This is a genomic window from Desulfosporosinus fructosivorans, from assembly GCF_004766045.1.
GTDB lineage: Bacteria > Bacillota > Desulfitobacteriia > Desulfitobacteriales > Desulfitobacteriaceae > Desulfosporosinus > Desulfosporosinus fructosivorans.
Genome location: NZ_SPQQ01000001.1, coordinates 664,539 through 689,702, shown reverse-complemented (window position 1 = coordinate 689,702; position 25,164 = coordinate 664,539). Strand labels below are relative to the sequence as shown.

General features: G+C 44.6%; 24 protein-coding genes. 1 reads left to right on the top strand and 23 read right to left on the bottom strand.

Annotated features, from left to right (window positions below; all coding sequences use genetic code 11):
* Positions 1-372 precede the first annotated feature (372 nt).
* Positions 373-885: a GNAT family N-acetyltransferase gene (locus E4K67_RS03340; RefSeq protein ID WP_135544959.1), complete on the bottom strand. Its 513-nt coding sequence runs from the start codon at positions 883-885 to the stop codon at positions 373-375.
* A gap of 282 nt (positions 886-1,167) precedes the next feature.
* Between E4K67_RS03340 and E4K67_RS03335 the strand changes: the two genes are divergently transcribed.
* Positions 1,168-2,082: a Na/Pi cotransporter family protein gene (locus E4K67_RS03335; protein ID WP_274594833.1), complete on the top strand. Its 915-nt coding sequence runs from the start codon at positions 1,168-1,170 to the stop codon at positions 2,080-2,082.
* On the opposite strand, the gene mobB is transcribed toward E4K67_RS03335, so the two are convergent.
* The 22 genes from mobB to E4K67_RS03220 all read right to left on the bottom strand — a co-directional run bounded on the left by mobB (position 2,063) and on the right by E4K67_RS03220 (position 25,123).
* Entirely contained in the window at positions 2,063-2,596 is a 534-nt protein-coding gene (gene mobB / locus E4K67_RS03330) for a molybdopterin-guanine dinucleotide biosynthesis protein B (RefSeq protein ID WP_135544957.1), read from the bottom strand. The two genes, E4K67_RS03335 and mobB, sit on opposite strands and share 20 nt — an antisense overlap.
* Before the next feature lies 1 nt (position 2,597).
* Positions 2,598-3,812 carry a molybdopterin molybdotransferase MoeA gene (locus E4K67_RS03325; protein WP_135544956.1) on the bottom strand — a complete coding sequence of 405 codons (1,215 nt, stop codon included), beginning with the start codon at positions 3,810-3,812 and terminating at the stop codon, positions 2,598-2,600.
* Between the two features lie 225 nt (positions 3,813-4,037).
* Positions 4,038-5,972, bottom strand: coding sequence for a FapA family protein (locus E4K67_RS03320; protein WP_135544955.1), 1,935 nt, complete (start codon positions 5,970-5,972; stop codon positions 4,038-4,040).
* Between the two features lie 192 nt (positions 5,973-6,164).
* Positions 6,165-7,205, bottom strand: coding sequence for an LCP family protein (locus E4K67_RS03315; RefSeq protein ID WP_243454316.1), 1,041 nt, complete (start codon positions 7,203-7,205; stop codon positions 6,165-6,167).
* 184 nt (positions 7,206-7,389) lie between these two features.
* Positions 7,390-8,979 (bottom strand): bacillithiol biosynthesis cysteine-adding enzyme BshC, encoded by a 1,590-nt coding sequence (gene bshC / locus E4K67_RS03310; RefSeq protein WP_243454315.1) that lies wholly within the window; start codon positions 8,977-8,979, stop codon positions 7,390-7,392.
* A 149-nt stretch (positions 8,980-9,128) separates the two neighbouring features.
* Positions 9,129-10,196 carry a selenide, water dikinase SelD gene (gene selD / locus E4K67_RS03305; protein WP_135544954.1) on the bottom strand — a complete coding sequence of 356 codons (1,068 nt, stop codon included), beginning with the start codon at positions 10,194-10,196 and terminating at the stop codon, positions 9,129-9,131.
* A 135-nt stretch (positions 10,197-10,331) separates the two neighbouring features.
* Complete coding sequence (gene selA / locus E4K67_RS03300; RefSeq protein WP_135544953.1) at positions 10,332-11,768, bottom strand: L-seryl-tRNA(Sec) selenium transferase; 1,437 nt, start codon at positions 11,766-11,768, stop codon at positions 10,332-10,334.
* A 540-nt stretch (positions 11,769-12,308) separates the two neighbouring features.
* Positions 12,309-12,896 (bottom strand): adaptor protein MecA, encoded by a 588-nt coding sequence (locus tag E4K67_RS03290; protein WP_135544951.1) that lies wholly within the window; start codon positions 12,894-12,896, stop codon positions 12,309-12,311.
* 120 nt (positions 12,897-13,016) lie between these two features.
* On the bottom strand, positions 13,017-14,120 hold the full coding sequence (locus E4K67_RS03285) for a DUF362 domain-containing protein (RefSeq protein ID WP_135544950.1): 1,104 nt from the start codon (positions 14,118-14,120) through the stop codon (positions 13,017-13,019).
* Positions 14,121-14,172: 52 nt separating this feature from the next.
* Positions 14,173-14,628, bottom strand: coding sequence for a hypothetical protein (locus E4K67_RS03280; RefSeq protein ID WP_135544949.1), 456 nt, complete (start codon positions 14,626-14,628; stop codon positions 14,173-14,175).
* Positions 14,629-14,639: 11 nt separating this feature from the next.
* On the bottom strand, positions 14,640-15,350 hold the full coding sequence (locus tag E4K67_RS03275) for a GGDEF domain-containing protein (RefSeq protein ID WP_135544948.1): 711 nt from the start codon (positions 15,348-15,350) through the stop codon (positions 14,640-14,642).
* 167 nt (positions 15,351-15,517) lie between these two features.
* Positions 15,518-15,628 (bottom strand): RCKP-type rubredoxin-like domain-containing protein, encoded by a 111-nt coding sequence (locus E4K67_RS03270; RefSeq protein WP_135544947.1) that lies wholly within the window; start codon positions 15,626-15,628, stop codon positions 15,518-15,520.
* Between the two features lie 320 nt (positions 15,629-15,948).
* The gene (locus E4K67_RS03265; protein ID WP_135544946.1) at positions 15,949-17,724 is read right to left on the bottom strand and encodes a hypothetical protein; all 1,776 of its coding nucleotides are present in this window, start codon (positions 17,722-17,724) and stop codon (positions 15,949-15,951) included.
* A 392-nt stretch (positions 17,725-18,116) separates the two neighbouring features.
* On the bottom strand, positions 18,117-18,773 hold the full coding sequence (locus E4K67_RS03260) for a lytic transglycosylase domain-containing protein (RefSeq protein WP_135544945.1): 657 nt from the start codon (positions 18,771-18,773) through the stop codon (positions 18,117-18,119).
* A gap of 62 nt (positions 18,774-18,835) precedes the next feature.
* Entirely contained in the window at positions 18,836-19,300 is a 465-nt protein-coding gene (locus E4K67_RS03255) for a chemotaxis protein CheW (RefSeq protein WP_135544944.1), read from the bottom strand.
* A 19-nt stretch (positions 19,301-19,319) separates the two neighbouring features.
* Positions 19,320-20,057, bottom strand: a complete 738-nt coding sequence (locus E4K67_RS03250; protein ID WP_135544943.1) for a flagellar hook-basal body protein — start codon at positions 20,055-20,057, stop codon at positions 19,320-19,322.
* A gap of 99 nt (positions 20,058-20,156) precedes the next feature.
* Complete coding sequence (gene flgB, locus E4K67_RS03245) at positions 20,157-20,555, bottom strand: flagellar basal body rod protein FlgB (protein ID WP_135544942.1); 399 nt, start codon at positions 20,553-20,555, stop codon at positions 20,157-20,159.
* Between the two features lie 4 nt (positions 20,556-20,559).
* Entirely contained in the window at positions 20,560-21,348 is a 789-nt protein-coding gene (locus tag E4K67_RS03240; protein ID WP_135544941.1) for a flagellar hook-basal body protein, read from the bottom strand.
* 45 nt (positions 21,349-21,393) lie between these two features.
* Entirely contained in the window at positions 21,394-22,233 is an 840-nt protein-coding gene (locus E4K67_RS03235) for a flagellar hook-basal body complex protein (protein ID WP_135544940.1), read from the bottom strand.
* A gap of 22 nt (positions 22,234-22,255) precedes the next feature.
* On the bottom strand, positions 22,256-22,753 hold the full coding sequence (locus E4K67_RS03230; protein ID WP_135544939.1) for a flagellar hook capping FlgD N-terminal domain-containing protein: 498 nt from the start codon (positions 22,751-22,753) through the stop codon (positions 22,256-22,258).
* A gap of 9 nt (positions 22,754-22,762) precedes the next feature.
* Positions 22,763-24,295, bottom strand: coding sequence for a flagellar hook-length control protein FliK (locus E4K67_RS03225; RefSeq protein ID WP_135544938.1), 1,533 nt, complete (start codon positions 24,293-24,295; stop codon positions 22,763-22,765).
* 75 nt (positions 24,296-24,370) lie between these two features.
* Complete coding sequence (locus E4K67_RS03220; RefSeq protein ID WP_135544937.1) at positions 24,371-25,123, bottom strand: FliA/WhiG family RNA polymerase sigma factor; 753 nt, start codon at positions 25,121-25,123, stop codon at positions 24,371-24,373.
* Positions 25,124-25,164: the final 41 nt, after the last annotated feature.

Below are 25,164 nucleotides of genomic sequence, written 5' to 3'. Positions count from 1 at the left end.
ATACCACGGAAGAAAAAACCTATCACGAAAATACGCGCAAACGTCTACATGGTTCTTCTTGTACTTGCATTAAGCAACAGCCCTCTCGTTCAATTCGAAACGAGAGGGCCACCGAAATCTTAAGATCAATTCCACATTAAAGAATGAAAGAAAGGCCCGTTACCTATACGTCGGAGCTTTTGCTAGGAGGTCTTAAGTATTTTATCCGCCAAGGATTCCAAGTCGTGCGAGAAGAGATCAAAAATATATCCCGGGGCCTGTATAATTCATGCAGCCTCGGGACACAATCTAATTAGACTCACATTTTCTTTTTTTATCCCCACTCCTCTCTTTTACTTCACTTGCGGCGAATACTTCGTCGCAAGCTTTTTTTTACCCTTTCTCCACTCGTTTGACCATAAGCTTTCTCTCCTCGGCAAAACCGAACTGTTCATAAAGATAAAGTGCTCTCACATTATGACTGCTGACAGCAAGGCCTAGGTATGGAATCCCTTGCTCACTACAGTAATCTTCAGCCGCTTCCAGCAACGCCCTACCCACTCCTTTTCCTCTCCACTCTGGAAGGACCGCAAAATCCATGATCCAGCCTTGCGAAACACCCGTTAACTCTTCCCTAGCAGAAGTCTGTAAGACCAAATAACCGATCGGGTGGGTCTTTCCACTTTCCGAACCAGATTTACCCTCCTCAGAAGAATCCTCTGAAATAAATACGACAGAGCCAGACTGCTGAATCCAATTCCAAAACCCTCTGAGAATACTTTCTCGATATTTAAGTGTCTCCTCCATTGGCTGTTCACGCCATGGAGAAATACTATGAGCAATCCCTTGTTTTCCAAGTGCATACATAAACGGCCAATCACGAACATTCCCAAAACGAACTCGCATATTACCACCTCTTAAGGTAACTTATGCAGATATCCCCTGTCACGTTTTTAGGTTAATAAAAAATATATAAGGACACTGAGTTAAGTGTCCTTTTGTTATGCGCATATTAAAGCCAATCTCAGTAATTTTTCCCTCTAGTTCTTGATGAAATACTAGCTCAATACAATTAACTAGTACGCCTTAGCGACGAGCGAATAACAATGGAATACAATATCTCCAGTTTAGACAGAAGAACCGTCCCCTTGTCTCACTCCTACTTCCTCCCGAAAGGAGCTGGCCCGACTGTATTTACTAACCCTTGTTCTTGGCCTCTGTCTTCTGCTTTGGGGGATGCACATTTTGCGTCACGGTCTGCAGTCGTTTGCAGGGCTTCGCCTCCACCAGGTACTCTATTGGATGACCGCCACTCCATGGCGTGGCTTCTGGAGTGGTTCAGTTTCAACCGCCCTGCTCCAATCAAGCACTGCTTTGACAGTCATGGCCGTGACTTTTGTCGATGCTGAGCTGCTGCCCTTTGAAAATGCCCTAGCACTGATCTTAGGAAGTAATATTGGAAGCACGCTAACCAACCAGTTACTCGCTTTTCCTTTGGAGCGCATAACTCCCTACATAATGATTCTCGGTGCCTTAGGATACCTTTTTATACAGAATCGATGGCGCTTTCTTACTTTATCCATCTTCGGACTCGGCGTTCTCTTTTTCGCATTAAGTTTACTCGAAGCAGGTATGGCTCCACTCGCAGACCGTCCAGCGATCCAACTTTTTCTCCAACAACTAGGCGACAACCATCTCCAAGGGGTCCTCGCCGGTACTATGCTCTCTGCCCTACTTCATTCCTCTAGTGCCACGACAGGCATTGTCATGCTCCTCACCGAGGACGGCTGGATAACCCTACCTACCGCGCTCGCCTTCATCTTTGGCGCTAACATTGGCACTTGTTTCACAGCGGTATTAGCGGCGCTAGCCACCTCGCGTGCAGCTCAACGGGTAGCCTTATTTCATGTTTTACTAAACGTATTTGGAGTCTTAATCTTCTTACCCTTTGTAGGGCCATTAGCATCTGGACTCACCCTGATGGGAGGAAGCCTCTCTAGGCAAGTAGCTAACGCCCACACCCTCTTCAATCTTCTCTCCTCAGTTTTGGCCTTCCCTCTCTTGCCTTGGGCAACTCGGTTTCTTAAGAGAGTTCTCCCCTGAAGCCGAATACCTCCTCGATCAAATCACAAATCCCCGCAGCATCATCCAACCCAAAGCAGGGAATCCCGTTATCAAACGAGATATCACTTGCTATAGCAATAAGTTCTTCAGGTTTGGAGAAAAGTTCCTGATGCACAGCCGAACGAAACACCTCGATCTTCGGCTTGTTGCCGCTCTTGTATCCCTCAGTGAAAATCACATCTACCCCCTGAATTCGGGCAATGACCTCATCGAGGGGCTGATCTTCGGAGACACTCTCCAAAATGGCAATTTTATGGGGTGAACTTATGGCGACAATATCCGCACCTGCTTGGGCATGGCGCCAAGTATCTTTGCCCGGTTGATCCATCTCGAACCCATGGACATCATGTTTCAGAGTGGCTACCTTCCACCCACGACCTTTTGCTTCACGGATAAGCTTCTCTAAAAGCGTCGTCTTCCCTGAATTTGACTTTCCACCCACAATCGAAATGACAGGAATTTGAGGACGAACACTGGTTGAACGACAATGCATCTTAAGCCTCCCAATCCGCAATCCAGCTCGCCATCAAGAGTTCCCCAGGTTCTACTGAACCATGGTTTTCTGGCACATCCACTAACAAATGGCTGCCAATCATGGAACGAAGAATTCCTGATCCTTGTGCTGGAGCCAGATCAGCCCAGATTTCTCCATTTTTAAACACCGCTTGAGCACGTAGAAAACGTCGTTGTTTCCCCGTTTTTCCAAAGTCACTTGCCATTTTAACCAGAAATCTACCCTCTTCTGCAGTCGTTCGTCCTGCTAATTTGCGAATTGCCGGCCGAACTAAAAGTTCGAACGTCACCATAGCAGCTGCGGGATTTCCTGAAAGAGAGAAAAAGAGTTGCTTTTCTTTTTGCCCGACAGACACTGGAGTTCCCGGCTTGAGATTCAGCTTCCAAAACAACATTTCACACCCAAACTGGGCAAGTGCATGGCGCATTATATCATAATCACCTACAGAGGCTCCGCCAGTCGCAATGACCATATCGGTGTCTGCAAGCATTTGCAAAACTTTGATGGTCTCATCAATTTCATCGGAAACGATAGGAATCACTGAAACCTCGCAACCGGCTTCTTGCAGCATACCGCGCAAAGTATAGCTGTTACTGTTATAAATCTTAGCTGGACGCAACGATTGCCCTACCTCCATAAGTTCCGCCCCAGTGGAGAGCAATCCCACACGGGGTCGACGGTAAACGGTAACTTGATCCAGGCCAACTGCCGCAAGTAAACCAATTGCCGGTGGCGTTAAAAAGAAACCCTGTTTAAGGAGCAAATCCCCCTCTTTGATCTCTTCCCCTCTCGGTATAATATTAGAACCAGGTAATACTGGTTGTAATATGGTCACATCATCACCGACTTGCTTAGTGTCTTCCATCCTCACTACACAGTTTGCGCCCGTCGGAATAGGTGCGCCCGTGAATATCTTTGCTGCCTCACCTGGCGAGATAACTCGTTCTGGGAAAGTACCAGCCGGAATTTCACTCACCACGTTAAGCTGGAGTGGTAGAGGATCGCCCGCCGTGGCTAGATAAGCATACCCATCCAGAGGTGAACGTTCAAACGGTGGCATGGCAATTTGGGATGTCACATCCATAGCTAATACACGCTTATAGGCATTTCTAATTGAAACACGCTCTGTTTCAACCCGCCTAATGCGAGTAAGAACCAATTCCAAAGCTTCTTCTAATTCAATCATAATCTTCATGCGGATCTTTCCTTCCCCTGTAAGTCTCAACGAACTTCGACCCGTTTTGTGTTAGTATATCATAATCCACCGTCCACGGATGGACAAGTGTCCGGTAAGCATGATTCGAAAGACCTCCGAGATTAGATCCCCGCCATGGAAGGCAAGGCGCTGTGAGGCCCATAAGGGACCCTATTGTTATTGCAAAAAGAACCTGCCGATTCGGCAGGTTCTTTGATCAGGAAGCTAAAGGGGGGTCCCCCTAATCTTTTCAACTTGAACACGACCATTCTCTCGGTATATCTCCAAGTTCCGACAGGCTTCTTCAATATTAACAATTTCCTTCCCCACGCAGATGATGGCATTGGGATGGCAATAATTTACATAAAGACGACTTTTAGCACTGATTTGCACAAAGGTTGAACTCACCCCAGAACCCCCAAGTTCACGAATCTTCACGTTCCCTCCAGCAGTGATTCTCCCTCCCCGGCATACACCTTCAATCGAAACGTCTCCTTCGACCCGAATATCAGAATTATAGACCCCCTTCTGACACTCAAATGATCCAGCGCATTCAACGGTTGCCCCTTGAACATAACTTACCACGAAGCTGAGTTTTTCCGGAATCTCAAGAGTTATGTTTTCAATATATTGATTAAGAGTTTCCTCAACCCGTTGCAAAGAAGATAAAGATTGAGGCTCTAAGGGTCCTAGCCCAACTAGAAAGCGTTTTGCTGTCTGGACAGTTACAATTAAGTCTTCCGTAACTATTTCGTCATTTTTATGATCTATTACAAACTTTTCCACCCGATTAGACAGTTTGGGAAGCTCGGAAAATTGCCTCTCCATCACCAGTTTCAAGCATTGTCCTGGTTTAAAACTGCTAGCTCCTGGCGCCTTAATCAACTCAGTCGTACTTTGTAAACAAACGCTCAGTTGGTCTCGCAACTCAGACATGCCGCTGAGGAGTTCAGAACGAACCACAAACTTTTCCCCAACAACAATCTTCCCACCCAAAAGATTTTGATATATCCGGGCCCCTTTTTCTGCCTTAATCTCTGCATGAGAGACAGATCCCTTAATCTCGAGCCTTCCTCCAGCGATAATTCGAAGCCCGTCCTGAACACTTCCCTGTATTAAAACATCTCCTGGAAACTCGATACTTCCAGTTGCCAGATCAACATCCTGATTATGAACAAAGACATTCTCAACCGAATATGTCCTTTCATCAATACGAACAGGCTGTCCCGCACAGGCAGCCACCACTTCTAGTCCATCCTCTGAGAGATAGACATTCTTCTTCAAACGAAATTGGAAATCCTTCACTGCCGCAACAGGAAATACTTTACCTAACACGTCTTGTCCTTGGATCCCAATCATGCCTGGAAGTTTGCGAGCAAGGATAGTCCCTTCATTGACTAATTGCACTTTGGAAGCGAAAAAGTCGATGTTTTTCTCCCCGGTCTCCGACAGAGGAGTCATTCCCACAAAGTCTTCTAACTTAGCATTTACGGACGGTATAACAGGTGTTGAAGCAGCGATAACAACCTCACCAGCGCCCCGAACAGCCATTATCTCCGACCAAGCCTCAGGGCGACGTCCATGGACTACTTTTAATTGATTCAGGTCTGCATTAAGCCTTGTCTCATCCCAAACCTCTCCAGTGGCCGGTAAGCTCTCCCAGGTCGCAACCTGAGCCAAATTGATCTCTTCCAGAGCAGGAAGGTCTTTAGGAAGGATATAACGCCCTGGTAGTTCATGCCGAACTTTCGCTACGGCCGACAATCCATGAAACCGGACTTGCATATCCCAGGTCAATGTCCCTTCATAGACACAGGGATGGTACTCCACCTGATCTCCAGGACATATTCGAAAGGGCCTGTCCTGCAACTTGCCATTCATCCAAACTTCTCCAGCCTTCATGAAAGGAAGCAATAGTTTGCAACCTTCACCAGGGGTAATGATGTACTTGGTTCCGTCCCAGATGGCTTGACTAGAAGTCAAAAGAGGGGCCTGAAGTATTTGATCCGCCCAAATAAGGCGAACTTTCCACTGCCGGGAAAAAAATCCAGGCTTATCTATCACTTCTAGGGTAATGTCTTCTGGTGAAAAATTGAGCTTAAGCGCCCATTCTTCTCGGATTTCTTCCAGGGAATGTCCCCGAACTATTTCTTCTGGCACGTTAATCGCCCCACTTTATCCGAATTTTCATATAGTTATATTTTACTATAATTTAGCACTATCCCCATAGGCCCTTAGCCCTATTAAGGATAGGGCTAAGGGCCTAAAAAATTACAATAAAGCTCTATTTTCTCTCACCCGTGAGAAAGGATAACTTATTTGATAAATATGGCTACCTTTTTGACCATTATTTCACGGTTTGGTCACTTGATGGCCCGTAGAATTCTGCCCGTTTGGATCCTGACTATTACCAGGAACTTTAGGCAACGGCTTAATGGGGGTCACTATGACAGGTTTTAGCAAATCCACAGTTTGTTGGTCAATCACTTTAGTGGTAGTAATCCCCATGAATAAATTCTTCACTACTTTCTTGACTTCAACCGGATCGACCTTCCAGTAACTTACCCCATCTATATCCTGAAACGCTCCAGGTAACGTCTGAGAAACTACATTCGCACTATCAAACGCAACAGCCACTTTAGCTAACGCAAACATATCCTTGCCCGACAAATTGGTGTTTACCGCCTCCATCAATTGCGGAATGAGGAATGGAAGCTTTGGCAGAGTACTTAATCGAAACATCTCCTTGGCAACCGCTTTCAGAACGATCTGCTGCCTTGCCGTACGTGAAATATCCCCTAAGGCATCGTGACGAAAACGAGCATATTGAAGCGCCTGCGAACCATCTAAGCGCTGAACACCTTTATCTAAGTTAATATAGCCATCTTCATCATCACCCGTCTCATAGTACATATCCTTCTCTACATCGACCGTAATTCCACCTAATGTGTCAATTATCTTCTTAAATCCCGCAAAGTTGGTTTGAACATATCCTGCGAGCGGTTGGCCCGTCAGTTGTCCAACGTTTTTTTGTAGTGTTGGCAAATCTGTTAAGGCTGCGACCTCATTAATTTTGAGGTGACCATGCCCAGAAAGGGCAACACGCGTATCGCGTGGAATTGAAAGCAGGCTAACTTGCTTTGTTTTGGGATCCACACTGGCAAGAATCAGTGAATCTGTATTAAACTTTATCTGTTCAGGACGCTGATCTGCCCCTATAAGTAAGATACTCACTCGATCTCGAAGTTCATTTTCCGAATCAAATATATCATCCTCGCCGAGCGTCTTCCCACCTCCAATAAACCCGTTATACCAGAGAAACCCAGCGGCTGATATTCCCATTAGGAAGATAAGCATTAGAATCACCAGAATCGATCTTATTTTACGCCTCACATCACCATCTCCATTGTTTTACTTCTTGTACCATTATACCCAAGATTAAATGTTATGAAAGAGAATTCATAGAAATAATATAGTTTGGACACGATGTCTCGTGTCCAAAGCTCTTGGGATCGTCTTCTTTATTACTTAATTAATTATAAGAGGTAGGGGCACGCTGTGTTCGTGCCCCTACCTCTTATAAAAGTACTTGATGTTCTGAGAAATCACCGGTCATTGGAAGTTCTGCAATCCGGTCCACAAAGCTAAGCCCATAACGAGCAACAAAACTCAAGGGATTCAAAACACGTTCCTGTCTAGAATGATTTGGAGCAATCCCATCCTGGAGTTCTTGCAAACGAATCAGTTCCTCACGGCATCGTTTTCTCTGCGCCTGCCAGACCTTTTTCTTTAAGTAATCCACTTGAAAGTTAACCTTCGCTTCATTACGAATCAACCAGTCCTCTACATTAACATGAATCTCCTTTAAAGGGGCAAGCTCTGCGTACGCCTTTTCAACTTGCAAGCGTAAACGATCTATGCGTTCGTCAATATGTTGATCATCGCGTTCTCTCACACAGCGTTCTTGATGTTTTTCCAACCCACCATAAACATCATCAAGGGTCAAAGCTTCCTTGTTTAAGGATTTTTGCCAATAAGCAGTTAATAAAACAACCGACACCCGTGGATAAAGAATCGGCATTATAAATCCGAATGTCTCAAAAACCTTCCCTAACTGTGCCCAGTAATTCAATTCTCCAGGCCCTGGGACATAGGCTAAGGTCGGGAAAAGGTATTCCTGAACAACTGGACGCGTCACCACATTGGGAGAAAATCGTTCTGGCGCTTGTGCTAATAATTCGTTAAGGGCATCCAGATCCCAAGGTTCCTCTTGACCCTTTAAATAGAATGTTTGATCAATATATTGGATCAACTTTCGCTCTGGTAAGGACAAAAATAAATTAACGTCAATGCCAGTTTGCTGGATTTGGGCTTCAAACCCCAGTTTCACCCATTCCTCCGTCCGCTTAGCCAAGGCATCTCGAACATCGGTGTGCATCTTCAAAATCCGCTCAAACATCGGGGCAGCGAGGCGCTTGAATTCCGGCAACAAAGGATCAAAGAATACAAGTCCCCACTTACTGACAAGCCACTGTAGTGTTAGAGCAAACCACTGTGTCAAATTCTCCGCTTGCTCTAAGAACTGTTTGCATTGTTTTAAGACGGTAGATCGGAATTCACTGTCTGGCAATGCCCCAGTAAGTTGAGCTTCAATCGTTTCCCAAGAAGGAACCTGTTGATTTCCGACAGATTGCCCTCCCCCATCGCCAGGGAGACGACAAGAGGATAACTTTCCTTCTGAATTCAAAATAAAAGTCTCACGAATCTCTAACCAATCATGATCATCACCTGCAATCCAGAAAACCGGTACTACCGGACGACCAAGTTTTTCTCGTTGCTCTTTGGCGAGTCGAATGGTTGTCATAGCCTTATATAAAGTATACAACGGGCCGGTCAAGATTCCCGCCTGCTGACCAGTAATAACAACAAGCGTTTCCTTTAGCCTCAGTTCTTCAATCATCTGCTGAGTTTCCGTACTTGTCCCTAAATTCTTATGAAAGGCTTTTAAAGCATCCGCCAAACTCTCTCGAGAATAAACTCTTGTATCTAAATAAGCCGCACGCCGCTCGAAGTTTTCTTGAATCTTGGGATTCCCGCTCGGAAAGAATAAAGCCACTTGTTCAAAACAAGTAGCCATAGTTTTCATTGGATTTCTCATTTCTTTCATATCTATCCCCCCGCTACCTTTTTGACCACGTGGGTATTTTATCATACTAGGCAGAAAGTACAAACTTACGTTTATTTACTTTCTGGAAGCAGAAGTGCAACTAAGGCTACCGCTGGCACCTGAAGGCTTGGCGCTAGCCTTAGTTTTCTTTATCCACGGCCAGAAACCGCAATTTTTCCAGGTTCACCTTTTTGAATACGTCCAACAATAGCTGCAGCAGGGGTCTTATTCGTCTTTAACTGTTTAATTAGTGAATCAACGCGTTCCTCTGGCACGGCCATCAGTAATCCTCCTGAAGTAATTGCATCAAAGAGCACGATCTGTACTTCCTCAGAGACCTCTTGAGCAAAGTCCACCTTGCCTTCAAGGTGACGTCGATTGGCTTGTGTCCCCCCAGGTATAGCCTTCTGTTTTATACAATCCCAAACACTATCCAAAACTGGCACAGCATAAGCATATACTTCCGCACTACAGCCACTAGCTTGTAGCATTTCATGCAGATGACCAAGAAAGCCAAAGCCTGTTACATCCGTAACGGCATGGACTCCAACTTCAATAGCAGCTTCGGCCGCACCCTTGTTCAAGGTCGCCATCACCTCAATAACTTCTGCTTCTGCTTCTGGCGCTACAATCCCACGCTTAATCCCAGTCGTGATGATCCCTACCCCGAGCGGTTTAGTAAGAACTAAAACATCCCCTGGCTCAGCCTTCGCATTCGAGAGAACATGGTCTGGATGGACGATACCCGTGACTGAGAGTCCATATTTCGGCTCTGCATCATCGATGGAGTGTCCTCCGACAAGAACTGCGCCTGCTTCCCGAATCTTCTCACTCCCACCTTGTAGGATCTTGGCTAGAATATCCATCTTCAGCTTCCCTACTGGAAAGGAGACCAAATTCATTGCCGTCAGCGGTTTACCTCCCATTGCGTAAATATCACTTAAAGCATTAGCTGCAGCAATCTGCCCGAACGCATAAGGATCATCCACCACAGGGGTAAAAAAATCAACACTTTGCACAATAGCCTGGTCATCATTTAAGCGGTAGACCCCAGCATCATCCGAAGTCTCCATACCTACTAATAAGTTGGCATCCTCTATATTGGGAGGCAAGTAGCGCAAAACTTGCGCCAGGTCCGCAGGACCTATCTTGCATCCTCAGCCAGCCTTAGTCGAAAACTGGGTCAACCGGACTTTATCTTGAATTGTAAGATCCATCACCGACACCTCCATATCTCAATCATCCATTACAACTATGTCAACTTAATGTATCACTCTTTAATTATATCCTTATTGGGGATGAAAGCAAATAGGAGGAAGTGTCTGTCTTGGCATGCGTACGGCAAGACACTTCTAAACCAACTCGCCAAGCCGCCGCACAATATCCTCCCGATCCCCAACCAAGATCGTTCTTACATCGATGTGAACCCAATCCTTATGTATTCGAGCTAATATCGCGATTGGCCCCAAGCGCAGGAACTTTTCTAACTCGATAGCACTTCTAGTCTTCAATCGGATGGCACACACCCAAGTTGGAAGATCAACCGTAGGCCATGCTCCACCGCCGACCTGCGAGACATCCTCTTTTAATTCGACTGAGATAGCGGGATTTGACTGAAGTGCCTCTCTAAGCGCTGACGCTGCTGCTTTCAAGGTATCCATAGGAAGAGAGAGCATCTTCCAGACGGGGATATCCTCTAATCCCCCATTTTTATATAAAAGGAGGGTTCCTTCGAGGGCTGCTAAGGTCAATTTATCGACCCTCAATGCCCTGGTCAACTGATTCGCCCTCAAACGTTTGATAAAATCTTGCTTTCCTACAATGATTCCTGCCTGAGGGCCGCCCAGCAATTTGTCGCCACTGAAGGAAACAAGGGAAAGCCCTGCTTTTACAGTTTGCTGGATGGTTGGTTCGAGAGGAAAACCAAGGGTTGTCCCATCAAAAAAGCTTCCGCTCCCTAAGTCTTCCATCACAGGCAAATTTCGCATTGCCCCGAGTTCCACTAACTCAGCCCCTGAAACGTTATGGGTGAATCCTTCAACCCGGTAATTACTCGTATGTACTTTTAACAACACGGCCGTTTCCGGTCCGATAGCTGACTCATAGTCTCTGAGCCAGGTTTTATTGGTGGTTCCAACTTCAACGAGTTTGGCTCCTCCAGCTTTCAAAACTTCTGGAATTCGAAAGGACCCACCAACCTCCACCAGTTCTCCGCGGGACACAATAACGTCTTTCCCTTGGGCAAACGTATTCATCATCAAAAGTACTGCAGCAGCATTATTATTAACTACCATAGCTGCTTCTGCCCCAGTCAGATGACAAAGGAGCTCTTCAACATGGACATAGCGTGACCCCCGCTCCCCAGTCTCAATATTCAGTTCAAGATTGCTATACCTCTCAGCTTGTTCTGCAACAAAACGAGCGACCTCTGGCGCCAGCAAAGCTCTTCCACAATTAGTATGTAAGACAACACCGGTCCCATTGATGACCCGCCTCAAACTAGTTTCAGGGTGTGTCAGTTCTTGCAGAAGTTGAGTTTTCAGCCAAGACCAAAGAGAGACTTCAAACTCAGCAAGTGAACTCGTCCAACTAGAGTTGGCTGAATCTGTAAAATTCCGATTGACATTTTCCCGCGCCTTTTGTAAAACCTGTCGAACTCCCTGCGTTAAACGAGGTAACTGCTTTTCATTCGCCAAAAACGGACTGAATTCTTCGTCATGCTCCAGCCGAGAAATCACTTCGTGAACAGCCGGAAGGGACCTCAGGCGCCTTTGTTTCTCTTGATCCACTCGATTATCACTCCTTAGTAGCCACCCCTAATATCGACCAATTAAGCTGAAACAAGCCCGCACACTTTTTAGGATTTCGACAGCCCGATTGGCATATGATAAAGGAAACTTACATCCGAGGAGTTTTAAACCTCCATCTGATGTTTTGCTGAACTTTCCACAGGCAGCTCAGACTTACTTTTTCTTGAAGTATTCGTCATCTGCCTTCAGCTTCTGACTTCCAACTTCTGACTTCGAGGAGGTAGATCCATGTCCATTAGCAGCTCAACTCTGCCACTAAACCAGCCAACTCACCTAGCTGTCATTATCCCATTCAAAAGGCCAGCCCGCACAAATGAACAGTTCCAATCCTGTATTTTTTGTGGTAAAACAATGAAGATCCAAAACTTTAAAGGCAAGACCGTTTGCATACAATGTCTGCTTCGAATTCCAGATATCTTTTCCTGTAGATAGACATTAAGCGCCATTGGCGAGAAGGTAGGAGTAAGAAAAGGGAAGCATTCGCTTCCCTTTTCTTACTCCTACCTTCTTCATTCTACTTTATGAAGGCTTTTTAAAAGAAGCATTAAGTGTTTGCACAGCCTTTAACGGAATGATTACCTTTCCATGTTCGGATAGAAAAACACCAGTTGTAGCCACGATTTCCCCGTATTCATCCAAGATAGCCTCAGTTAACAGTCTCTTTTTGCCAGTTCCCATACGATTCAAGACAAGGTAATATTCACTTTCGAATAAAAAGAGTCCTGAACGCAACTGATTAAATTCGGGCAAACGTCCAACTGCACCTAAAACATCTTCGAAGTCGGTGAACACATAAACTAATTCTGTCACTCGCCCCTTATTGGACTTACGCGCCACTTTCTCCTTATTAGAACCCTCGTTTTGCTCTTCTTGCTTCATAATTGTAATTACAAACTCGTCATTCGAGGCCACAGTCGCCTGAATCCAGAAGGGCTGATCTAAATTAAACTCAACTTCTTCTCTTGCCTGTGCAATGAGTTCCCAAAACAATTGTTCCGTCTTCGCTGATCGTTGAAATAGATCGGCCATCGTAATATCCCTGTCAGTTAGTTCTGTCAAGGAGATAAAAATGCGGATGGTATGCTCGTTAACTTTTTGAACACGCATAACCCCACTCTCCTTTCCGCATTCAAGCTCATACCCTATCTTATTCCCATTATAGCATATTACGCCATCACTTTTTCTGTGAAATATTAGAATTTATACCATGTTTCTCATACTATTTTTTTATCCGATCCGAATTAATTCATACTCCCTGCTTCCTAAACCAATCGTTTCACCATAGGAAAGCTGGATAGTCCAGTCTACATTCGGAAATAGAACCCGAAATTTATCATGTTCTTCATGGCGTTCCCCCAACTCAGAGAGCGGGTTTCCGTACGCTTGGTTAATAAGATCCACCGCAGCCTGATCAATGGCAATCGGATCTTTAGACGCGAGAATTCCAATATCGCCAACAATAGGCACATCATTCCAGCCACAACAGTCACACAACGGGGAAACATTTGTCACAAAAGTAATAAACCCAGTTTTCTCGTCTTTACCTTTAAGCACACCCGCGGTGTACTCAGCAATCTTTTCCTGAATAGTGTCGGCTTCCGTTTTCCAGTTAATCTCAATGGCGCGTACTGGACAGGTAACTGTACATTCACCGCACCCAATGCATTTGTCTTGTGAAATTTTCGCCTTGCTTTCCACGACAATAGCGTCTGCCGGACACCATTTAGCACATTTACCGCAGGCTATGCAGATTTTTTCATTGACCAGCGGCAACAAATCCGAGTGTTGTTGCTGTTTACCAGCGCGACTACCCAGACCCATTCCCAGATTTTTCAAAGTTCCTCCAAACCCTGTCGCCTCATGCCCTTTTAAATGAGTAACTGCCAATAACACATCAGCCTGAACTGCAGCACTCCCGATCTTCACCTCTTTAAAGTGTTTAAGATTGACTGGCACTGAAACATAGTCTTTCCCATTTAGACCGTCGGCAATCACCAAAGGAGCCCCCACGACGGAGTAATCAAAACCATTCTCAATCGCCGTCTCTAAATGGTCAACTGCATTCGAACGAGAACCAGCATAAAGCGTATTGGAATCCGTGAGGAAAGGGCGTCCCCCTTTTGATTTAACCTGCTCCACGAGACGACGCACATATTGAGGACGAACATAAGCAAGGTTTCCGCGTTCTCCAAAATGCAGTTTGATCGCTACGAGGTCATTAGGTGAAATCGTTTCAAGTAATCCTGCACGCACAATTAAGTGCTCAAGTTTTGTTAAAAGGCTTTCTCCTCTTTTTGTTTTCATGCTGGTGAAATAAACTTTAGAACTCAATATAAGCACTCCTTCTTTAAGGAACAAGCTCTTTTTTCCCTATCTTATTAGACTATTCATTTTTAAGCAAACTTCCCACTAATTCACAACGCACAACCTCCCGTCGTACCGGGAGATAAGTCAGTCTCACTTGGTCATCTATGTTAACATTCATATAGACGTAATTATCGACATAGAACTGGTTTTGTATTGAGCCAGAACGGACGTCTAATGTGTAGGTGCTAGAGCCAGGATCATAGGTTTTCCCTTCAACCACCCCAAGAATATTACCCGGTTGAGAAAACCAATCTGACTGGGAATATAGTAGTAATTTTGTATAAACCACTAAAACTCCAATCCAGATTAAAGCTTTGCCCGCCAGCAGTAAGAAGCCCCATGCATCACGAGCATAGCGCCACGTGACCACAAATTTCCAAACAAATCGCGAAAGGACAACCACCCATATCAAAAAGAGTACCAGCAAATACGGCCAGGTCGTACTCCAGAGATAGACATAATAGTCTGCCATCACTTACCCCTTTACAACGCAGTCCTGGAACTACTTTTAGAGGCATAGCTTTCACTGGATTCAAATTGACAACCGTTTCCGCCACTTGCTTTCATACTATAAAGCAAGTGGTCCACGCGGTCGAAAAACTCGATCAGTGCCTCTTCACGATAATTGGCCACGCCCATACTCAAGGTCACCACCTCACGATTCGGAAGGCTTTCAAACGAATGTCGAATCCTCTTTATGATGTATCGTGCTTGTTCAATATCCGTATCTGGCAAAACAATAGCAAATTCATCCCCACCAAAACGGTAAACCCCATCGATGGAACGAACGGCTCCCCGGAAAATCTGCCCTGCTGAATTTAATAACTCATTGCCTAAGCGATGTCCATGGGAATCATTATAGTTTTTAAAATGATCTAAATCAATTAGAATCAAGGTAAGAGGATCATGTCTACGCCGTGCACGCTGCGTCTCGAGTCGCATCCGCTCCTGATAAGCCCTGAAATTTCCAAGTCCAGTCAACTCATCAAGAGTTACGAGACTCAACAGCCCTCTGTTTTCATCGGCAAGTTTTTTAATTACCAGAAAAAGAGCAATTGAAATCAAAGTCACTGCCAGTGTTCTCAGCCAGAAATTAGTAATCCCCTGAATGAGAATTAAAACCACAGTAACAATTATTCCTGAAAGCCAAGGCCGAATTTTAAACCGCTCCTTAAGCGTTGATTTATCAAACATGTGTTATCGTCTCCAAGCGATACTGACAGACACCAGCCTGTCTATTTAAAGCATACTAGCGATCATCTGGCTCCTCTATAATAGGTCCTCTATAATAGGTATTGTGTTATTCTGCTAAGGGCTCTTAATTTCCTTCTTTTTATAAATTTAATTTTTGTCTTTCTAAATTACTCTGCTTTAACAATTTGTTCCTTGCCAGCACCACAGCTCGGACAAACCTTAGGGCGGCAACGACCTTCAGATGTTGCACTGCATTGAGAACATTTCCAAAGCGCCATAACAATCCCCTCCAAGCTTAATAATAATTCTAATGTTGCTTATATTCTATATATGTTCCATATTATTGTCAATATTTCAGCTGTTAGCTCATAATAGCTACAGCAATATTACTCTTTAATTCACTAAAAACAGATGGAGCCTTTCGCCTTAAGACGAAAAACTCCTTCCATTGATTTGAAGTGTAAAGTGTTAATTACAACTTGACAAAAACATAGTTGTTTGCTATTACTTCACTTCTTTATTAAAACTATGATGTATTCTGTAAATAAATACGGTATCTATAACTTGGAAATAATACTAGTACTTTTTCCTGTCGATACTACTCAGCCAAATAAGTCTGCTCGGTTCTTGAGGACTCTAGCTTTCCCGAGCTTGTTACAGTTACCCAAACCGTGCCTGCACCCGAACCCAGTTGTCGAATAGTCACCTCTGCCTGAGTTTCACCACTTGCTACTGTAGCTTTACCCCATAAGATCCCCCCTGTAGAAGTCTTGTAAACTTTTACAATATCACCAACAGCCAGACCTGCTACCGTTACCTTATCATTTGCTGTTAAACTGTTAGCGATAGAAATGTCACTGAGGTTCGGGGAAGATGACTGATCCTCTTCATCATACCCTTTCGCGACCGGATCGCTCTCTCTCATTCCTATGCTTGTTACTGATACTTTAACTGTCCCAATTGCGGTTCCCAATTGGGATATGCTAATAACTGCTTCTGTTTTATCTTTGGCAACCGTAGCCTTACCCAATAGTTTGGTTCCGGCGGCGTCGTAAACTTTGACAATATCGCCAACCTCTAGCCCTGTAACTGTCACCTTATCGGCAGTTCCCGAATTGTTTATTACGTTGATTTGACCTACTTCCAAAGGCTCTGTTTGTTCCTCTTTAAGATACCCTTTTTCGTAAGTTTCGGACTCTCTTTCCCCAGGACTTGTTACGGTCACACTTACGTTGCCAGAAGCGATTCCCAATTGCTTTATACTCGCGACAGCTTCGGTTTTGCCCTTTGCTACCGTAGCCTTACCCAATAATATGGTTTTTGCTGGAGAATCATAAACTTTGACAATATCGCCTGACGTCAGATCAGTAACCGTTACCGTATCGGCAACCCCTGCATTGTTCTTGATGTCGATATTGTGATCTGCCAATTCATACGTTTGGGGTTCCGCAATATAGTCTGTTTTAAGTCGAGTGGTTGCCTCATTTTCTCCGACTTTTTTTAAGCTTACATAAATTGAGCCCGCTTCAGGTCCCAATTGCTTTATGCTCACAACTGCCACGTCTTTAGCTTTAGCTACTGTAGCAGTACCTAATACTTGTCCTTCTGTAGAAGCATCGTAAACTTTGACGACATCGCCAGCTGACAGTCCAGTAACTGTCACCGTATCGGAAACACCAGCATTGTTTACCGCAATGCTGCTCCCTATTATCAGAGCATCCGTTACAAGTTCTTCATCATAGTTTATTGCTGAACGTTCGGACTCAGTACTTCCAAGTGTTTTTAAGCTTACATAAATAGAGCCTGCTGTAGTTCCCAATTGCTTTATGCTCACGACTGCTACGTCTTTAGCTTTAGCTACTGTAGCAGTACCTAATACTTGTCCTTCTGTAAGAGCATCGTAAACTTTGACGATATCGCCAACAGACACTCCAGTGACTGTCACCGTATCGGAAATACCTGCATTGTTTTTAACTACTGTGTTAAGATCAGTCAGCTTCGTACTTTGACCGATTGAAATTTCGCTTCGGACACTTTCCAAAGTAACGGATACATACACATTACTGCTCAGACTTGATAAGCTTACAGTTGCACTAGTTCCTGTTTTTACAGTCGAGCTTCCAAGTAACTTCCCACCTGAGGATTGGTCATACACCTTTACAATTGCACCCACTGGGAGATTGTCAACTTTTATAGATGCTTTACCTCCAACAGTAGTTATATTTCCTATACTAATGGGAGTACTATAAGCAGTTTCTGCAGTATAACCAGTAAATGTTATCTCTGCAGCCTGCACGAAACTTACTGGTACAAGAGCAAATATAAGTCCTAATAATAGTGCTAATCCAAAATTTCCTTTTTTGTTTCTTAACAAATCAATCTCTCCTCTTTATATTTAATTTTTTCATAATTTAGCTGATACTAATAAAGAGTAGCTAGCGTACCACTTACAGACTATGTACCTGCATAAAGTCTAAATTATTTCACCTCACTTTTAGCTATACTCCTACGCGGAATCGCGGAATCTCTCATAATTTCCTGATCTATGTGCACTATATCTTCCAGTGAAATTATAAAAAAATATAACTAATCCTCCTATTTTCAAAAGACCTACTACTTATATCGGTTATTCCAAGTGCAAACTTTAGCTCTTGTCATAGGACTAAAGTCCTATTCGCTCAGATTGACCCGCTAGTTTCTCCTTGCCTCTGAAACAAAAAAAAGATGCCCCAGATCCTTTTTCTAGATCTGAGTCATCTTAATATACTAAGCTTGCCAATTCTTCTGGTTCAATCCCACCATAATCTTTTGCACATAGCCCTGAGTTTCCTTATACGGTGGTATCCCATTGTATTTATCAACAGCCCCTGGCCCGGCATTATATGCAGCTAAACTCAGCGGAACATTTCCCTGAAAACGATCGAGCAAATCCTTTAAGAAATGTGTTCCACCATCCAGATTTTGGGTGGCATCATAGGGATTTTTCACCCCATAAGAAGCAGCAGTCCCTGGCATTAACTGCATTAAACCCATGGCTCCAGCAGGAGACGTCGCCTTGGAATTGTAGCCTGATTCTGCTTTGACAACTTGATGAATCAAATCTGGATTAACTCCGTATTTTTGGGCCATAGAATAAATAACACTCTCAAGCGAACCAACGTTTCCACTCTTCGCTAGGGGAGCAGAAGCAAACTTATCACCATTGACTTGTGCTGTATAAGGCAGGTCCTTCAATTGGCTCGTCAATCCTTGGGAAGCAGTCGATCCTCCCCCAAGAGCCGCCTGAAATAAGGCTGCAAAAAGTTGGGATTGTGAATCCATGCCTCCAAATTCAGACGACCCAGACTGACCAGATTGAGCAGTCTTCCAAGACGAATTCATCTGTTGAAGCTGAAACATAAGAAACATCTGGGCGACATCCATGCAAATAAGCCTCCTTCCACTACCCTACATTAGAAAAACTATTATTATTAACCTTGACTACTCTACGAAGTTAACTGACTCAGCCCCACAACCTCGTTGCTCTGCAAAATCTGCTCTGGAATGAGTTGTATGATAATGCGATCCGGAAGATTTACAATACCGCCGATAAATGGAGCCGTGACCAACGGTGGCGGGGGATCAATATTTTCTAAAATTCGAACCTCTCGGACTTCGTCCACAGCAAAAGCTACATAATCTCCATGAACCTCGGTGATTAAAGCAAAAGTATTCCGCTCTGCCGATTGATCCGAACTATCCGCAGGTACGTTTGCATCACCAATACCAAACCTTACATGCAAATCGATGATAGGGATGGCCTTGTCTCTCAGATTAATTAGGCCACGTACATAAGGAGGAGCTTGTGGAATACCACGCACCTCTCCCAAGCGGGTGATCTCGCGGACCACTGCGATTGGCATTGCATACTCTTCTTCGCCCAGGGTAAAAACGACCACTTGAACTGCCATCCTGCCACATCCTCTACAACTATATCTTCCCGACCTCGTTAACTGCCTTCCCCAACATTTCATCTTGGGTCTGGACTACTTTTTGATTGGCTTCATACGCTTTCATGACCGACATCATTTGAACCATTTGTCCTGAGAGATCGACATTGGATGTTTCAATCGCGCCCTGTCGAATTTGTGCCCCAGCTGAAACTTGAACTGGTTGAGCCGAATTGTATAAGGATTGGCCTTCACGTTGTAAAGCCTCTGCTGGTATCTCTACCACACGTAGACGGCCGGCGTTTTGTCCTTGATCTATAATTGTGCCATCTGCATTAACTCTAAATTCAGAACTTATTGGGCCTATTGGCCCGCCTTCTCCCTGAAGGGCATAACCATCCGCAGTTCGCAGCATTCCAGCACCGTCTACCTGGAAATGTCCATTGCGGGTATACCGTTCTCCAGCCGGCGTCTGAACTACAAAGTATCCTGGTGACGTTAAAGCCAAGTCCATATTAACATCCGTGGTCTCTATCGACCCTTGAACATTTGACAGAGTAAGGCGATCGACACCTAACCCCGTCCCCATCCCGCCGACTGCTACAGAATCCTGGCTTCCGCTCATGCGCTCAATCAGCATCGATGGGAACGAAATATTACTAGCCAGTTCTTCTTTGTAGCCCGGGGTCTTCATATTGACGAGGTTATCCCCAATAACTTCACTCTGCGTTTGCGCAGCTAACATACCTGTAGCTGAAGAATACAATCCTCGTATCATTTTACCCCGCCTTTACTAGTTACTAAGAAGTATCTAATTTGAGCGATTCATGAATCCCCTAATTGTTCCGACCCAAATTGGGCAATTCATGAATTGCTCCTACTTGAGAACTGTACGCAGCAAACCTAGTTGAGAAGAGATAGCATTAGTAAGGGAGTTATAATACAGTCCATTTTCCGCGACATAAGCCATCTCTCGATCTACATCCACGTTATTTCCATCATTGCGCAATGAAGTTGACTGATCCGTCACAACCCCCGAACCATCGCCTGCTGCAAGACTCCTCATGTGCTTCGGAGACGTCAGCTTCAACGGAAGAACTCCACCTTTTTCCCCTAAAACAGCGCCGAGGACCGCTTGGAAATCAACATCTGAACGTTTAAACTTTGGAGTGTCAATATTCGCTACGTTATTAGACAAGATCTGTTGCCTCATACCTGAAGCATCAAGTCCCTTTTGCAAGACATTTAAAACAGGTCCATCCAACCAACCGGCCATTCTGTTACCTCCTCATTGAATTGGCAATTCCCCACATCTGATCTCCGTCCTGAACCAGCCTAGCATTCACTTGATATGCTCTCTGGACCTGGATGAGATCCGTCATAGAGGTAGCCAAGTCCACATTTGATTGCTCCAGAGACTGACTACGAATTGTTCCTAACACCTGATTACCCGCTAGGACACTACCTGGTTGTCCGACCTGTGGTTCGCCTGAATTAACAGAAGGCATAAAAAGATTATTTTCGTTTCTTTGTAACCCTTTAGGATTCTGAAAGGCTGCCAGAACAAGCTGTCCAAATTCCATACGTTCTCCATCGCTAACCCCAGTTATCCTGCCATTAGAAGCAATAGACAAGTCTGTCGCACCGGAGGGAATCGAGATACTCGGTTGTACAATATTTCCTTGCATATCGGCAAGTTGCCCTGCCTCATCCACTTGGAAAGCCCCTGCACGGGTATAGCTCGTCTGCCCATCCGGTGTTATAACTTGAAAGTACCCCGATCCATCAATTCCTAAATCTAACGGACGATCAGTCTGCCCCAGATTACCTTGTTGAAGATTAGTCCCACTGGCACTAAAGAGCACTCCAGCTCCAACATCAACGGTAACCTCTGCATTCCCTTCAGTTGCTGTATTTCCAGAACGTATTTCTGTTGACAAAGCCTCAGCAAAAACCACCTGATTCGCTTTAAATCCCGGCGTATTGACATTCGCCAAGTTATTGCCTATGATGTCTATCGCTATCTGCTGCGCACGGATTCCCGACGCAGCAGTTCCTACTAGGCGCATGAGGCAGCCCTCCGTTTTCTCCAAATGAGTTCAACACTCATACTATTAGCGTTTGAGATTAATAAGTTCTTCTAAGAGTGTATCTGATACCGTGATTACCCGCGAATTCGCTTGGAAACCACGCTGAGCCGTAATCATATCTGTAAATTCGGTTGAAAGGTCAACATTAGACATTTCCACAGCACTAACTATTAGTTTTGTTCCTGCAAGATAAGGACCCTCAGTAGCACCATCGCCATATACTATAGCCGGCCCAGAATTGTTAGATACCTGGTAGAAACTACCTCCCAAGCTTGTCAGACCAGCATCATTTGAAAACTTCGCAATTGCAATTCCCGTATTAGTATCAATTGGTTCTCCTTCACCCGTATCTATTCGAATACCTGTTATAACACCTGTTCCATCGATGCTATAGCTACTATACGTATCAAAATCAATGTGAATGGCTTCATCATTTGTGTCTAATACCTGCGCGCCTGATCCCGGATCAACTAAATACCCTTCACCATCTAACGTAAAAGCTCCTGAGCGAGTATAAACTCGATCAGTCCCATCGGTTGTTAAAACAAAGTAACCAGATCCTTCTATCATCATATCCGTGGGATTCCCCGTCGACTGTGAACTCCCTTGAGTCATAATCTGATCGATGGACCCCAGCGAAACCCCCAAGCCAATCTGAACAGGATTAGTACCTCCACTAGGGGGAGTATCCGTGTTATGAGGCGTCGAAGCCCCTTTCAAGGTTTGGCTTAGCATTGTCGAAAACGTCACCCTACTCCGTTTAAATCCCGTGGTATTGACATTAGCAACATTGTTCCCGATAACATCCATTTTGACTTGGTGATTTTTTAACCCCGAAACTGCTGCATATAGCGAACGCATCATAGTCCATATTCCTCCTCTTTATTTACTCAGTCACTGTTGTATCAGTAGTTGTATCAGGCTTTTGTTCCTTAACCAATGTAATTAGACCCATTTCTAAATCCACCAGCGTTCCATCTTCTTTGCGAATCTGCAACTTAGGATCCCCATCAAGCCACTTCACTGTTTCGACGGTTCCTTCAATAATAGTCTCACCATCAGTATCGACTCCGCTCACCCATTTGCCGATCATGGCTGCTCCTTGCATAAGTGAAGATTGTTGGGAGAATAGGGACATAGTACTGTCCAAGGCGTCCATGGATGCAGCGATATTGTTCATCTGCTCCAAAGAGCTGAATGTAGCTAATTGCGCGATTGAATCTTTGTTATCCGTAGGATTCAGGGGGTCTTGATTTTGCATCTCCGCAATAAGTAACTTGAGAAAATCATCTTTTCCCAGTGAATCATTGGTTACGATATCTTGGCTTCCGTTCGTATTGTTAGTTGTATTTGTTCTTAAAGTTGTATCAATGGTGTTACTCATAGCTACCTCCTATGCCGTGACATTAATCCGATTGAGTCCATTTTGTCCTAGAGAAAGGGGATTGATTGGAATCAAATCCTCGTCTTCATTAGGGAGTGAGTCACTTTGCTGGAGCGCCCTTTGGGACTCATCACTCTGAGACTGTTGTTGCCGTTCTCCGCCTTGTCCCATTTGCAACGAGCCACAGTTCACACCCTGGTTCATTAAGTTTTGGCGCAAATCCGAGAGCTGATTCTGAAGGAGTTGTCCTGTCGCCGCTTCAGAGGCTTGCACCTGCATATGGACCTGTCCACTCTCCCAACGCAAAGAAATCTGAATTTTCCCCAAGTCCGCTGGATGAAGCTGAATATCTAATTGCTTTAACACCTGTTGCTTGAGCATCACTTGCTCACGCACTACAGTAGAAATCTGTTCCCATACAGGAATCGCGACTACTTTTCCGTCGGAAAGGGTTAGCGGTACCACGTTAACCACAACTCCAACCTCTGAACTGGAAGACTGAGTTAGAGCATCTTTTGGGCCAAATAGTTCTACGGATTTCATAGAGTTAGCCTTGTTAGCTTCACTAAAAATATCTTGAAAGTTTTTTGTGTTTTTGCTTTCTTGAAGACCCATTCCTTCGGATTTCTGCAAAACGTTCGTCAGAGTATCTTTCGAAGCGGTCGCTATAGAATCTAAGTCAATCCCACTGCCTTTTAGCTGATCGATAAGTGCTTCTCTTACGCCTTGAGGTACTTTTTCCCCTCCCGTCCCTTCTACAAAGAGAGGGTAAAGAGCGGCCAGGATATTAGCTGCCTTCGTGCTCAACTCAGGATTAGCATTCCCTAACGCAGAACCCTCAACTGAGCGTTGAAGTCCGTTTTGAGCATTAGTACTAAGTTCAGCCTTAATAGCCTCATCCGTCATGGTCATCCAGCCTTGTGTGATCCTCGCCAATTCTTGACGAAGATCCTTTGCCCCCATGCTATCTGCTCTTTCGAGGTCCACCTCTGGAGTAGAATCAGTAATCACTCCTGAAAGCTCCACTAAAAGCTTGTTTATCACCTGTCTATATTTATCCAATTCCGTGATTCCGAGGTTATCCTCTTGAGGATTCATTATCGTCATCCCTGTCGACCCTGAACCCTCCTCTGAGCCTTGAGAAATTAGATTCAACAGTGGGGCAAGATTCTTGCCTCCTGTCGAATTTTCAATCCTCTGACTCATACTTTCTCCGGAATTGGCCTCCTTGCCTGCCGGAAGCATCACCTGCGAAATAAGAGGAAGTACAATATTACCGTACGCTAGACTTTCCAATCCATCTGGGCTCTGGCCACTTGGCAATGGACTAGTATTAGTCTTTTCCTCCACATCTTGGTCTGCTTTAGAGGAGCTTTGCCCTTTCGAATTTAAGTATGATTTTAATTTGCCAGTAAGCATAGTAGCAAAATCAGATGCTCCATTTCCAGAGCTGCCTGACGTCTTTCTTCCCATGGAGGAAGACATGTTCTCTACTTTATTGCCACCCTTTGGGATATTCGAAAGGACATCTATACCTGCCATTTACCATCACCTCCTAAATAAGTCTTCTTTAGCTATATCGGCAAACTCCCAATAAAACATTAGGATGTTTATTTCTTAAAATAAATTCTTCTTTTGTCGACTGAGCCTTCCTCGCAAGCGTAAGATTGCTTGGGAATGAAGTTGGGAAATTCTAGATTCAGAAAGCTTCATGACTGCGGCAATCTCTTTTAACGTTAATTCTTCTTGATAATAAAGCCCCACTACCAATTTTTCTTTGTCTGGTAATTTTTCCACAGCTATAGCAAGGATCTGTTTTTGTTCCTCTTTTTCTATCACAGAATATGCCTCTTGGGCATCTGTATCCATCAGCAAATTAAGGGGTGTGCCACTACTATCCCCTTCATTATCGACAGTGGTTTCATCAAATGAGGTGAGCGTTAAAATTTGTGCCTGGGCTAAAACTCCTTCTATATCCCGAACCTCAGCTTTTAGTAACTCTGCAACTTCACCTACCGTAGCAGCCCTTCCCAGTCGATATTCCAACTCAACAAAGCCCTCTTGAACCCGTTTCACTTTTTGTCTCGCCGAATGTGGGACCCAATCCATAGTTCGGAGTCCGTCGATCATCGCTCCGCGAATACGGATCGAGGCATAGGTTTCGAATTTCCACCCCCGGGCTGCTTCAAATCGTTCCAAGGCATCGAGTAACCCAAAGACACCATAACCAATGATATCATCCTCGTCGACATGGGGAGGCAACGAAATTGCTAAACGGCCAGCAATACGTTTAACCAATGGCAAGTATTGTTCGATATGCTCTTGTTTCCAAGATCCGCGTGAGGCGGCTTCATAGGCTTTCGGTACCAAGTTTACTCACCTCCGAATTCAATTTTCGTGACAATACCTCT